Here is a 12,730-nt window from a genome sequence, read left to right as displayed (position 1 = left end):
AGCGTTGTTCAGTAATGAATAACAATCAGCTATGAACATTAAGACCGGCGGTAGTAAAGACTACAGCAGGCAAATCTTAAGGTGACTATAGCGGCGGGGATCACCTCTTCCCATTCCGAACAGAGCAGTTAAGCCCGCCAGCGCTGATGGTACTTGGATAACACCCGGGAGAGTAAGTCGTTGCCTATCTTTTATTTTAAAAAGCCTTGTTGAGCAATCAGCAAGGCTTTTTTGTTTTATATACCTTTTGCAAAATCAATCACGTCTTCTGGCACCCGCCGAAGCCTTGGCGTAGGCGGGCCTCCCGATAGCTATCGGGACCGAACAGAGCAGTTAAGCCTCCGACTATGTCGGACTGATGGTACTTGGATAACACCCGGGAGAGCCCACCTACGCTAAAGCTTCGGCGGGTAAATAAGTCGCGTGTCTCTTATCTTAAAAAGCCTTGTTGAGTCATCAGCAAGGCTTTTTTGTTTTATATACATTTTACAAAATCAATCACCTCTTCTGGCACCCGCCGAAGCCTTGGCGAAGGCGGGCCTCCCCCTCACCCCGCCGAAGTCGCCTTTGCCTCCTCTCGCCAAATACGTTCCTTTGCTTGCCCGCCGAAGCTTTAGCGAAGGAGGGCACCCAACCCTTGTATTTACCCACCAATTTTCTACTTTTGTACCCCTTCCTATCAACTATGAAGAGAAACGAAACACGCATATCGACCCTGGTCCTCGGCATCATCGCCGCCATGGCCGTCGTGTTCTTCCAGCTCTTCTATTTCCAAACAGCAGGCCACTCCAGGCTTTCAAAAAAGGATATCAAAACGGAGCAAAAAGAAAATCACTCCGACGACGACCAGGCCTATTTCTCCCTGCCCACCAGCAGCCTGCCGTCGGCCCACGTGCAACTGAACACGGATGTGTTCTTTCTTTTTGAAATTCTTCTCGCCGAAGATCACCACGAAGAGCGCCACATTCCCGTTGCGTCACCTTTAAAGAAAATCTTTTCCACGCTGCTGGGATCGTTCATATCTCCCAACGCGCCCTAATCCATCCGCGCTCACTTTAAGTAGCCTCGTCACAGGACGCATACCTTGCTCCTGTTTGCACACTTTATTCATTTCGTAATTCTTTTAAATTATCATATGCAAAACAAAGGTTTAGTAATCGCTTTAACGGTAGTGATCACAGCGCTGTGTTTCTACTACCTGTCGTTCACGTTCGTGGGGCGAAAGGTGCAGCAAGACGCCATCACCTACTCCAAGGGCGATCTCAACAAAAAACAAGCGTACCTGGATTCCATCTGGAATCAGCCGGTATACAACCTGTTGGGTGCCAAATACACCTATAAAGAAGTAAAGGACAACGAGCTCAGCCTCGGCCTCGACCTTCAAGGGGGTATGCACGTGACGTTGGAGGTTTCTCCCGTCGACATCATCAAAGGACTCAGCGCCAACAGTCAGGACTCTTCGTTCCTCAGCGCGCTGAAAAAAGCCAACATCCAACAGAAAGCAACGCATAAGAATTTCGCCGACTTGTTCTTCCGCATCTATCGCGATGACAATCCGGATAAGAAGCTCTCCACCATTTTTGCCAACTCCATCACCAAGGGTCGCATCGCCATCACCGACGATGACAGCAAAGTGGAAGACGTGATCAACAAAGAAATTGAAAGTGCCATCGAGCGTTCCTTCACCATCATCCGCAACCGTCTCGATCAGTTTGGTACCAGCCAGCCCAACGTGCAACGCTTGCCCGGCAGTGGCCAGATCCAGGTGGAAATTCCCGGGGCCGACAACCCGCAACGGGTGCGCAAGCTCCTGCAAGGTGTGGCTCGCCTCGAGTTTTGGGACGTTGTTGATCCCAGCACGCTCAACACTTCGTTGATGGCCATCAACGACATCCTGGTAAAAGAACAAAAAGCAGCAACACCCGCCGTCACCACCGCAGACGCATCGAAAAAAGATGAGAACCTCTCTGCCCTCCTGGGTGGCGACAGCACCAAGGTGCAGTCGGATTCTGCAAAAGCAGCAGAGGTTAGCAAGGGTCTCGATTCGCTCCAGAACGTTAACGTATCGCCCATCTTTGCATTGAGCACACCTCCCGGTGCGTTCCGCTATGCGGTGAAGGACACGTCGAAGATCAACTCCATTTTCCGTCGCGCCGACATCAAGCTTCAACTGCCCCGCACCGTAGGTGTTTTCTGGGCAAACAAACCCGAAAAAGACCTGACCGGCGAAGAAGCCCTGGAACTTTACTTCCTCGACATCGGCCGCAACGGCAAAGCCCGGTTGACCGGCGAAGTGATCACGGATGCCCGCAACGATCTTGATGAATTTGCACGCCAGGCCGTGAGCATGAACATGAATGCTGCCGGAACGCACACCTGGGCAAAATGGACGGCCGAAGCCTCCAGCAAAAGCCCGAAAGGAAGAATCGCCATCATGCTCGATAACGTGGTGTACTCTGCCCCCAGCGTGAACGGTGAGATCCCCAACGGTAACTCACAGATCTCCGGAAACTTCACGGTGGAAGAAGCGAAAGACCTTGCCAACGTATTGAAGGCCGGCTCGCTGCCCGCTCCTACCAAGATCGTGGAAGAAGCCAGCGTAGGCCCCACGTTGGGTCAGGAGTCTATCCGCAACGGTATCATCTCCATTGTGGTGGGCTTCTTCATCATCATCGTGTTCATGTTTGTGGTGTACAGCGTTTCGGGATGGGTAGCCGATTTGGCCGTAATCCTCAACCTGATCTTCCTGATGGGTATCCTCGCATCGTTCGGCTCTGCGCTGACCCTGCCTGGTATCGCCGGTATCCTGTTGTCGTTGGCGATTGCGGTGGACGCGAACGTGCTGATCAACGAACGTGTGAAAGAAGATATCAACGCCGGTAAAAGTCTTGAGGCGTCGGTGCGCAACGGTTACAAAGGTGCGTTCTCGGCCATCTTCGACTCCAACGTGACCACCCTCATCAAAGGGTTCGTGTTGTTGGTGTTTGGCTCCGGATTGATCTACGGTTTCGCCGTAACGCTCATCATCGGTATCATCTGCTCGTTCTTTACGTCGGTATTTTTCACCCGCGTGATTTTTGAATTCTACCTGCGCAAAGGAAAGAAGATCAGCTTCTCGCAAGGCTGGTCCAAAAACTTATTCCGTTCCATCAATATCAATTTCGTAGGCAACCGGAGAATCTACTATACGGTGTCGGGCTCGATTATCGTGATTGGTATGGCGATGTTGGCCTACAAAGGATTCAACTATGGCGTTGACTTCAAAGGTGGTCGCACCTATGTTGTGGAATTCCAGAAGCCGCTCACCGCGCAGTCCATCCGTGAAAGCCTCGCGACTCCTTTTGAAAGCGCGCCCGAAGTGAAGACGTTTGGCGGTACCACGAAATTTAAGATCACCACCAGCTATCTCATCGACGACGATTCGGATGAAGCTACCGCACAAGCCGAGCACAAACTCAACGAAGGTCTCAGCAAATTCCAGGGCAACACATCGAGCGTTCTCAGCTCCTATAAAGTCGGTCCTACCATTGCGAACGACATCAAAATATCGGCCATCTGGTCGCTGGTTGTGGCCGTAGCGCTGATGTTCTTGTATATCCTGATCCGTTTCCGGAAATGGCAGTTTGCCTTGGGAACCGTAGTGAGTCTGTTCCACACCGTGTTGATGGTACTCTCGCTGTTCGTGATCCTGGAGGATGTGATGCCTTTCTCGCTCGAGATCGACCAGTCGTTTGTGGCCGCTATCCTTACGGTAATCGGGTATTCCATCAACGACAGCGTGGTGGTATTCGACCGCGTGCGCGAGTTCCTTAACGCAAAGAAAAGCGGGCAAACGATCGCTTCTGTGGTGAACGAAGCCTTGAACGATACATTGAGCCGGACGTTGATCACCGGTATGTCGACAATCTTCGTGATCGTGATCCTCTTCTTCTTCGGTGGTGAGACCATCAAAGGATTCACGTTCGCTATGCTCATCGGTGTATTGATCGGTACCTATGCATCGTTGTGTATCGGTACACCTGTACTGGTTGACTTCTCGAAAGACGACACCAAGCTGCAGGAACCCAAGCCTGCACAAAGCAAGCCTGTTACAGCTTAAGCTATAAATAGAACATATAGAAGAAGGGTCCCGGAAAAATCGTCCGGGACCCTTCTTTTTTTGTTGACAGTCGTCTTATAAGTGAGCCTTCAGCGCAGCCACCATCACATGCAGGGCGCGTTCGAAGTGCCGGTTGTTGGGAATGATAAAATCGGCGTGGTGTTTTAGTGGCTTGATCAACGATTCGTATACCGGCATCACATGATGCTGATAGCGGTACAACACATCGTCGAGATCGTAGCCGCGTTCTTCGTTGTCGCGGCGAATGCGGCGGCTTAGCTTGAGGTAGTCTTTGGCTTCGATAAAAATCTTCAGGTCCAGCTCTTTTTCGATCTCGGGATAATATTGCACAAAGAGTCCCTCGATGATGAGGATGGGCGCCGGTTTGAACTCCAGCATTTTGGGCTGGCTGTCTATTTTGTTGAACATGTATTCTTTTTTCAACAGCGGTTCACCGCGCTTCAGCTTCAGGATGTCGGCGTGCAGTTGCTCGCGCTCGATGGCTTCGGGAAGATCGAAGTTCTGGATGCCCTTCTCGTCGATGACCTGGGTCTCTATCGGTTTGTAGTAATGATCCTGGGAGATGAGGCAGATCTCATGGGGCTGAAAATGCGAAGCGAGCTGTTCGATGAAGTAGGTCTTGCCCGAGCCGCTTCCGCCGGTGATGCCAATGGTGTAGGGTTGACGCATATAGGTTCAGATGCGGCAAATCTACGAAGAACTTCACCGGGAGGGGAAATGATTTTTCAGGTAGTCTTCCAGTTTTTTCAACGCCCGGGCGCGATGGCTCAGCTGGTTCTTGGCGTCCATGGTCATCTCGGCAAACGTGGCGGTGTATCCTTCGGGAACAAAGACCGGGTCGTAGCCAAAGCCGGCAGTGCCTCGTGGTGTGGCGGTGATGGTGCCTTTCACGATGCCTTCAAAAAAAATGGGTTCCGGTGTCAGGCCGATCAGGGTGATGATGGTGCGGAATTGTGCCGAGCGGTTTGACTGGCCTTGCAGATTCTTTAGCAAAAGGGCGATGTTGTCGTCGCTGCTGCGTTGGGGGCCGGCGTAATGCGCCGAGTCCACGCCAGGCCTGCCCTGAAGGGCCGCCACTTCCAGACCGGTGTCGTCGGCGAAGCAGGGGATGTTGTAGTGGGTGTGAACGTATTCTGCTTTTTGAAGGGAGTTGCCCTCGAGCGTATTACGCGTCTCGGGCAACTCTTCAAAACAATTGATCTCCTGTAAACTTAAGATCTCGATGTGTGGGCCGGCCACATGACGTACCTCACTTAGTTTGTGGGCGTTGTTTGTGGCGAAGCAAAGTTTCATTGCGATACAATACCCTGTAGCTCTACCTCAAGAATTACCGGAGTGTTGGCCGGCACCGCGATGCCTCCGCCTGCGGAAGCTCCAGCCGGTCCATACGCATAACCCGAGGGAGCGTAGATCGTGATTTTGCTGCCCACGTGTATGCGCTGCAGACCGATGCGAAGGGCGTGAATGTTATCGATCACCCGAACAGCCGCATCATCTGTAGTTTGGTCTACGCTGGCAACGGCGCGGGTATCGTCCGTGAGCACCTTGACGTCGTATTTGATCTTTACGCGATCGTACCAACCGGGGATCTGGCCGGCACCCTGTTCTGTGACCACATAGCGCAAGCCGGTGGCGTCAATAACGGGTGTTATGTTTTTACCCTGCAGATACGTAGTGATGGCCGTGGTATCTTTTTTGAATTGGGCGATCTGGCTTTGGGTGATCAACACCCGATTGAATTTGATGTTGAACACCAGGATGGAATTCGCGGGGATCGACGCCTTATCAACGTTACCGTAGCCATAGATTGACGGTATATAGATCGTTGCTTCCGATCCGGAGGGAAGCGTAGTGAGCGCTACCTTCCAGCCATCGATATAATTAGAAACAATACCTTTCGTATTGCCGGCATCGAATTGTGCGCCGGTGGAGAAAAGCGTTCCCACATAGTCCACGTCAACCGAATCCGATCCTAAGGCTGGCAGGCCGTTACCGAGTTTAGTGATGACCATACGAATTCCTGTCGCGTCCTTTATAGCGCTCAGGCCGTTGCCATCCAGGAAATTGTCGATCGCAGCAACGTCAGTAGCCAATTGCTGACCGGAGTCATAATTGTCGCCTGAACCAATACAGGAGTATAGCCCAAGGGATATACCAGCCAAAACTAACGCCACCCATCCGACACGTTTCATGTTCTTCTTCATATGGTTTTATTCATTTAGTTACTGTTACTATTTACAGCTTCTCGTGGCCTGATCGAATTGTGCAGCCACCTGGAGAAGTTGTACGTCAAAGATCAGGATAGCATCGGGAGGAATGGCGCCCGGATAACCCTGAGGACCATACGCCAATCCCGAAGGAATGTAGAAGGTAGCTGAGTCGCCGATGCCCAGCTTGGGGATCCCCAGCTTCCAGCCTTCGATCACACCACCGAGGGGGAAAGCGATCTTCTCGGCCTGGTCAAACACACGGCCGTCTTTTAAAAGCTTGCCTTTGTATTTCACTTCCACGCAATTTTCAACCGAAGGCTTGGCACCGCCGCCGTTCGAGTGCAACACATAGCGCAGACCGCTGCTGTCTTGTTCGGCTTTGATGTTGTTCTTTTCCAAATATTTGGCGATGAGGGCGGCGTCTTTGGCGGGTTGTGTTTTCTTTTTCTCTTCCATGAGCTTGGCTTGATACTCACGGAATGCCTCCATGCGCATGATGTCTTTCACCTGGATGAAGTACGAGATGCTGACGGTGGTATCGATTTTCGGCGGGATGGGCTGGCCGATCACGTCTTTGAAGAATTTGGCAACGGGCATGGTCATGACCACGCTGTCGCCTTTGGAAAGCATGCGGAACATCTGTACCATGCCGTTCTCAGTAGCCAGCGCCGTGCTGTCGGCGATCATCACTGCCGAAGGCATACCGTCTTCGTGGGTGCTGTTCCAGGTGGAGTCCTTGGAGTCTTTCAGCACATAGTCAAATACCAGGATATCTTCCTTTTTGGGGAGGATGCCGGTGCCGGCTTTGATGACGCTGAATTTGAGGCCGTTTGGCGTTACTTTTTCGGTTTGTTTACTACACGCTACGCACAGCAACGTCAATCCGAGCAGCACAATTGAAATTCTATTCATGATTTAATTTTGGTTAGACAGTTTATGGTTTTAAAAAGTTGTAATCGTTTTAAATAAATTAATCGGCCAAAAGCTGGTCTTTGTATTGCGGCAGCAGGTCGAGAAATTTCTTCACGGTTTGTTCCAGGGTCAGGTTGGTCTGTCCCCCGGCAGCGTTGCGGTGGCCGCCGCCCTGAAAGTGGGCGCGGGCCATTTCGTTCACCGAAAAATCCCCCAGCGAACGCAAGGAGAGTTTTATGTTTTCCCTGCGATCGGAAATAATCACCGACAGCTTGATGCCCTTTATGGAAAGGCCAAAGTTCACCAGCCCCTCCGTGTCGCCGGTCTGCGAACCGAAGCGCTTCAGTTCATCGGCTGTCAAAGCGATGTAGGCTGTTTTGTATTCGGGTAAAACCTGTAGTTTTTCCCACAGCACATAGCCCATCAGTCGCAGCCTTTCCAGGCTGTTGGTTTCATAAATGAGCTTCGACACCTTGTAGGGATTTGCACCCCGTGCCACCAGGTCCGACGCGATCTGGAACACCTTGTGGTTGGTGTTGGAGTGTCGAAATCCACCGGTGTCGGTCATGATGCCGGCATACAGGCAGTCGGCCATGGGACCGTCCACTAGGGCTTGGTCGTCCAGTTCCACGATCAGTTGGTACACCAGTTCGGCGGTAGAGGCGGCGGTGCCGTCCCACTGCTCGAAATCGGCAAAATGTTCTGGTTCCAGGTGGTGGTCGATCAGCACTTTTTTGGCGCCGGCCTCCCGGACCATGCCGCCCAGCTCGTTGATACGGTTCAGGCTTGAAAAATCCAGGCAAAAGATCACTTCGGCCTCCGCGACCAGTTTGGCGCAGCGTTCCGGCTTGTCTTTTTGGAAGATCACCACTTCTTCATTTCCAGGCATCCAGGCGATAAAATCGGGGTAGTCGCTGGGGGTGATCACGGTCACTGCGTGGCCTTTTTTCTTCAGGTATCGGGCCAATCCCAGCGACGAACCCAACGCATCGGCATCGGGCTTGAAATGGGTCAAAATGACCACCTTCCGGGGTTGGCTCAATTGGTCTTTAAAGGCCTTAAGATTTTGCATGGGCTTCTCGAAAGCAAGTGGCAAAAATGGGGAATTTTAGTGCATAGTCAATGCGCAAGAATCAATAGTTCAGGACTATACGACCAGTTAAAGTATAAAAACTACGGCCGGCCCCATTTGCACTATAAACTAATCCACTATTTTTGCGGCCGTTTAGGGGAAATACTCCAAAACCCGGATATCCGTAACCAAATCAGATAAAACACCATATTATGGCAGGAAACAGAACTTTTACGATGATCAAACCTGACGCCGTTAGCGCAGCCAACTCAGGAGCAATTATGAAGATGATTGAGGAAGCAGGCTTCCGCATTGTGGCCGTGAAAAAGACCCAACTGAGCGAAGAACGCGCCGGCGAGTTCTATGCCGTGCACAGCCAGCGCTCCTTTTTCAAAGAACTTTGCACCTACATGTCGTCGGGCGCCATCATTCCGATGATCCTGGAGAAGGACAACGCCGTGGAAGATTTCCGCAAGCTCATCGGTGCCACCGACCCCAAGAAGGCCGAGCCGGGCACCATCCGCAACCTGTTTGCCAAATCCATCGAAGCCAACGCCATCCACGGTTCCGACAGCGACGAGAACGCGGCTATCGAAAGCAGCTTCTTCTTTTCAAACCTGGAGCGCTTCTAAGCGATCCGCGGTCAAGAAATTCCGAGCATAAAAAAAGTGTCCGCCTTTCGGGGGACACTTTTTTCTTTTTTAAGCAAAAATCTCAATGCAGTTCCGGCAGCACAAAATCATCGAGAGCGCTGGGCTCTTTCATCAATCCTTCGATGTCGTCCACCGTGCGGGGCGCCAGTTTCGACAGTTGGTCCACGCCGGTGGGGGTGATCAGGAAGTCGTCTTCAATGCGCACGGCGATGCCCCACCAGCGTTTGTCGCAGGGTGAGTTTTCGGGAATGTAGATGCCCGGCTCGATGGTGATCACCATATTTTCCAACAGCTTGAACCGCGCCCCTTTGTCGTGAACATCCAGGCCGATGTGGTGGCAGCAACCGTGAGGGTAATAGGTGTGGCGTTCGGTTTCACTTTTCAGGATGCCCAGGTCTTTCAAGCCTTTGTTGATCACCGCTTGCGTAACCAAGGTCAAGTCCTGGAAGGCAATGCCGGGCTTGCATATTTTGATGGCTTCTTCCTGTGCCTTCAACACCAGTTCATAGATCAGCTTTTGCTCGGGCGAGAATTTTCCCGACACGGGTATGGTGCGTGTGATGTCGGCGGTGTAGCCACGGTATTCGGCGCCGAGGTCCATCAGGATCATTTCTGAACTGGTGATGAGGGGTTTATAATTGTCTTCGTAATGCAAAATGCACCCGTTGTTTCCCGCACCCACAATAGAAGGATAGCCTACATCCTCGGCTTGATATTTTTTGAAAACGTATTCGTGAATTCCCTGGATCTCGCGTTCGGACATGCCCGGTTTGATCGCCTTCATCACCTCGCGCTGCGCTGTGCATGAAATGGTGACGGCCTTGCGGATCAACTCCAACTCCTCTTTCGTTTTCACGCCGCGCAAGCCCGACATGAGGTTGTCGAGGTCGGAGGTGTTCAGATTGTTTTTCTTTTGTTCGGGTTTAACATTCAGCCCCGCCGATTTTGAAGGATAGTTCACCTTCACCTTGAATTGTTCGATGAGGCTGTACAGGTCGGTCGAGTCGCTGGGATCGTCGCGCACGTCGTTGGTGAAATCGTAGAAAAGAATGCTGGCAAACTTCGAGAAGTCGACGTTATATTTTTTGAAGTCGGCGTTGTTAAACGCCTGGTTGAGCCCCAGGGCGCTTCGCACACCATCCTTGCCCAGGCGGCCGCCGTTCCACAGTTCTTCATTTACGTTCCGGGGCCGCACGAAAATGATCTCGGAATAGACCGTGCCGTTGGCGGCGGTTTGTTTGTCTTTGAAGATGAGCAAGACAGCGTCGGTTTCCTTATAGCCCGTGAGGTAGTAGAAATCGGGATCTTGATGGTATACAAAGTCGACATCGTTTGAGCGGTTGCGCACGGGGTTGGCAAAGAAGACGGCCACGGAGTTGGGCGGCAGCGTTTCGCGTAATTTTTCCCGGCGTCCTTTGTGAAAGTCAGGGGTTAGAAAGTCGGTGGGTACATTTTTCTTATCCTGGGAAAAGCCTTCAATACAGAAAAGCAAACAGGCTGTCAACAGCAGCAATTTCATACGATCACAATTTGCTGCTAAAGTCGTGAAATTTCGTCAGCGCCAGAAAAGGACTTGATATCCGGCCCGGAAACCGGCCTGGCGGGCAGATTTCGCATACTTTTTTATAAAGTCGAACGTCCACGTTATAGAATAGGTCGTGCCCCGGCGTCTGTTCGCTGCATTTTTGAAGAAAAAAAAATCAACCATGGAAATCAAAATTACTTCCGAGCGCCGCTACGACCTGGACTGGCTCCGGCTCATCGCCATCATCATTCTTTTGTTCTATCACACCGGCATGCTGTTCAATACGTGGGGTTGGCATATTAAAAATGCCGAGACCAGCGACAGCTTCCGCTATTGGATGGTCATTTTGCATTTTTGGCGGATGCCCCTGCTGCTTTTTATTTCCGGCGCAGGCACCTACATGGCATTGGGCAAGCGCACCCCTTCGCAGTTTGCCGGCGAGCGCGTGAAACGACTTTTGATCCCCCTCATCTTTGGCATGTTCGCGATCGTGCCGCCGCAGATCTACTATGAACGCATCGCGAACTATGCCAGCTATGGTGAATTTTACAAAACCGTTTTCGATTTCGTTCCCTATCCCAAAGGGAGCTTCAGCTGGCACCACCTGTGGTTTGTGGCCTACTTGCTGGTGTACTCGCTCATCGCGATCCCCATCCTGATCTATCTCCGCTCGCCGAAATCGGCTGCCTTCAAAGCCGGCGCACTGCGATGGCTGGGAAGTCCCGCGGGATTGCTGTTGCTGCCTGCAGTGTTTATTCTGATCACGCAAATCGTGTTGCGGCCTTTTTTCCCCGAAGAAACTCACGCGCTCGCGGGCGACTGGGCGTTCTTCACGTTCTACTTTTGCTTCTTTGTTTTTGGGATGCTGTGTTATTCGAACCCGTTGTTGTGGGAGGCCATCGGCCAGAGCCGGAAACATTTGTTGGTGGCGTCGCTCTTTATTCTTATCCCGTTCTATGGTTTTTATTTTCACCTGAACGATATCATACAGCTGCCGTGGAGTAGCGATACCGTGGAAACGGCTTTTGATGTGAGCGCCATCTTTTTAAGCTGGTTTTGGGTGATCACCGTTATTGCCTTTGGGCAACACTATCTGAATCGTCAGCATCCCTGGCTGAGCCGGATCAATGAAGGGCTTTACCCGTTCTACATTTTGCACCAAACGGTTATTATTTTCCTGGGATATTATATCGACCAACTGTCGTGGAGCATCACGGCAAAATTCTGGGCGGTGAGTTTGCTGACGCTGACGAGTTGTGTGGCGTTTTATCTGTTGTGTATCCGGCCGTTTAATTTGATGCGGCTTTTGTTTGGCGTGAAACTAAAAACGAAGCAAAAGGATCCGGTCGGTGTGCAGGAAGCGGCGGCGCGTATTTGAGCCGGAATTTTTTGAAATCATCTAGCGTAAAGTATCAAACCCCGGCCTTGTAGGCTGGGGTTATCGCCCCTCTAGATCTCTTCCAATAAAAAATCTTTCCCCCGCCCGTAGGCAAAAAGGTCTTTGAGGTGATAACGTTCCAGGGTGACGAGGTCTTTCACTTTAAAATCGCCGTCTACCAGGATCTTTTCGATGATGAATTCGCTCTTCTCGCCAAAGTTGATGAGGCGATATTTCCTTCCTGCGCGCAATACATCAAAAGAAAGCCCTGCCATTATTTCAATTTTAAAAGATCGAGTTCAAATCCCGGGAGCAAGGTGCCGCCGGAGAGCTTGTGATGAAAACCAGTTATTTCTTCCGGTGCGTGGCCCGGGGTGTACACGTATGCTTTTTCGCTTTTCGGATCGATGAGCCAGCCCAGTTGGCAACCGTTATCCATCCATGCTTGCATTTTGCTTTGCAGTGTTCGCAAAGCCTCTGTCGGGGAGTGCAACTCAACTACAAAATCTGGACAGATGTGCGTAAATCTTGCCCGGTCATGTTCGGTTAGTTTTTCCCATCGTTCTTTTCGTACCCATGCGAGATCGGGCGAGCGCATCGATCCGTCGGGTAACATGAAGCCGGATGTGGAATCGAAGCCGAGCCCCAAGTGCTCATGTGCTGACGTCCAGTAGTAAAATAATCCGGAAAGGATCAGATGCTTGTGATTCAAATCATCTCCAACGGGTGACATCACAACAATTTTCCCGCTAACGTCCCGCTCGATCGTCAATTCCGGATACGTTTGGCAAACGATAAATAATTCATTGTCCGAAACGCCATTGGGATACAACCGGTTGAATTGAGATGAGTTCATCGCT

The 12,730-nt window shown here is 51.4% G+C and carries 12 protein-coding genes and 1 rRNA gene; 5 read left to right on the top strand and 8 right to left on the bottom strand.

Going from position 1 to position 12,730, the window contains the following annotated elements; all coding sequences use genetic code 11:
* Window positions 1–77: 77 nt before the first annotated feature.
* The 3 genes from rrf (at window position 78) to secDF (ending at window position 4,099) form a co-directional block, all read left to right on the top strand.
* Window positions 78–189: ribosomal RNA gene (gene rrf / locus D4L85_RS06965) — 5S ribosomal RNA — on the top strand.
* Window positions 190–685: 496 nt separating this feature from the next.
* A complete protein-coding gene (locus tag D4L85_RS06960) occupies window positions 686–1,039 on the top strand; it encodes a hypothetical protein (RefSeq protein ID WP_119753636.1) in 354 nt (117 codons plus the stop codon).
* A gap of 96 nt (window positions 1,040–1,135) precedes the next feature.
* A complete protein-coding gene (secDF, locus tag D4L85_RS06955; protein WP_119753635.1) occupies window positions 1,136–4,099 on the top strand; it encodes a protein translocase subunit SecDF in 2,964 nt (987 codons plus the stop codon).
* Window positions 4,100–4,174: 75 nt separating this feature from the next.
* On the opposite strand, the gene D4L85_RS06950 is transcribed toward secDF, so the two are convergent.
* From D4L85_RS06950 to D4L85_RS06930, 5 genes are read right to left on the bottom strand one after another with little or no spacing between them, the layout of a single operon-like run.
* Window positions 4,175–4,789: a uridine kinase family protein gene (locus D4L85_RS06950; RefSeq protein ID WP_119753633.1), complete on the bottom strand. Its 615-nt coding sequence runs from the start codon at window positions 4,787–4,789 to the stop codon at window positions 4,175–4,177.
* Window positions 4,790–4,822: 33 nt separating this feature from the next.
* Window positions 4,823–5,413 carry an RdgB/HAM1 family non-canonical purine NTP pyrophosphatase gene (gene rdgB, locus D4L85_RS06945; protein WP_119753631.1) on the bottom strand — a complete coding sequence of 197 codons (591 nt, stop codon included), beginning with the start codon at window positions 5,411–5,413 and terminating at the stop codon, window positions 4,823–4,825.
* Complete coding sequence (locus D4L85_RS06940; protein ID WP_119753630.1) at window positions 5,410–6,324, bottom strand: FKBP-type peptidyl-prolyl cis-trans isomerase; 915 nt, start codon at window positions 6,322–6,324, stop codon at window positions 5,410–5,412. The genes rdgB and D4L85_RS06940 overlap by 4 nt, the downstream gene beginning before the upstream one ends.
* 27 nt (window positions 6,325–6,351) lie before the next feature.
* Window positions 6,352–7,242: an FKBP-type peptidyl-prolyl cis-trans isomerase gene (locus tag D4L85_RS06935; protein ID WP_119753628.1), complete on the bottom strand. Its 891-nt coding sequence runs from the start codon at window positions 7,240–7,242 to the stop codon at window positions 6,352–6,354.
* Window positions 7,243–7,300: 58 nt separating this feature from the next.
* Complete coding sequence (locus tag D4L85_RS06930; RefSeq protein ID WP_335621959.1) at window positions 7,301–8,338, bottom strand: DHH family phosphoesterase; 1,038 nt, start codon at window positions 8,336–8,338, stop codon at window positions 7,301–7,303.
* A 188-nt stretch (window positions 8,339–8,526) separates the two neighbouring features.
* Here D4L85_RS06930 and D4L85_RS06925 point away from each other — a divergent pair, with 188 nt between their 5' ends.
* Window positions 8,527–8,946, top strand: a complete 420-nt coding sequence (locus tag D4L85_RS06925) for a nucleoside-diphosphate kinase (protein ID WP_119753625.1) — start codon at window positions 8,527–8,529, stop codon at window positions 8,944–8,946.
* Window positions 8,947–9,028: 82 nt separating this feature from the next.
* Here D4L85_RS06925 and D4L85_RS06920 read toward each other — a convergent pair whose 3' ends face one another.
* Window positions 9,029–10,486, bottom strand: a complete 1,458-nt coding sequence (locus tag D4L85_RS06920; RefSeq protein WP_119753623.1) for an aminopeptidase P family protein — start codon at window positions 10,484–10,486, stop codon at window positions 9,029–9,031.
* Window positions 10,487–10,673: 187 nt separating this feature from the next.
* On the opposite strand from D4L85_RS06920, the gene D4L85_RS06915 reads away from it, so the two are divergent.
* The gene (locus D4L85_RS06915) at window positions 10,674–11,870 is read left to right on the top strand and encodes an acyltransferase family protein (RefSeq protein WP_119753622.1); all 1,197 of its coding nucleotides are present in this window, start codon (window positions 10,674–10,676) and stop codon (window positions 11,868–11,870) included.
* A gap of 71 nt (window positions 11,871–11,941) precedes the next feature.
* Here D4L85_RS06915 and D4L85_RS06910 read toward each other — a convergent pair whose 3' ends face one another.
* Both D4L85_RS06910 and D4L85_RS06905 read right to left on the bottom strand, forming a co-directional pair.
* Window positions 11,942–12,145 (bottom strand): hypothetical protein, encoded by a 204-nt coding sequence (locus D4L85_RS06910; RefSeq protein ID WP_119753620.1) that lies wholly within the window; start codon window positions 12,143–12,145, stop codon window positions 11,942–11,944.
* A complete protein-coding gene (locus D4L85_RS06905; RefSeq protein ID WP_119753619.1) occupies window positions 12,145–12,726 on the bottom strand; it encodes a Uma2 family endonuclease in 582 nt (193 codons plus the stop codon). Before D4L85_RS06905 ends, D4L85_RS06910 begins: the two co-directional genes overlap by 1 nt.
* Window positions 12,727–12,730 lie beyond the last annotated feature (4 nt).

Origin of the sequence: Chryseolinea soli, from assembly GCF_003589925.1 — a bacterium.
Taxonomy (GTDB): Bacteria; Bacteroidota; Bacteroidia; order Cytophagales; family Cyclobacteriaceae; genus Chryseolinea; species Chryseolinea soli.
The sequence above is the reverse complement of the archived record's forward strand: the minus strand, read 5'-3'. Positions and strand labels throughout refer to the sequence as shown.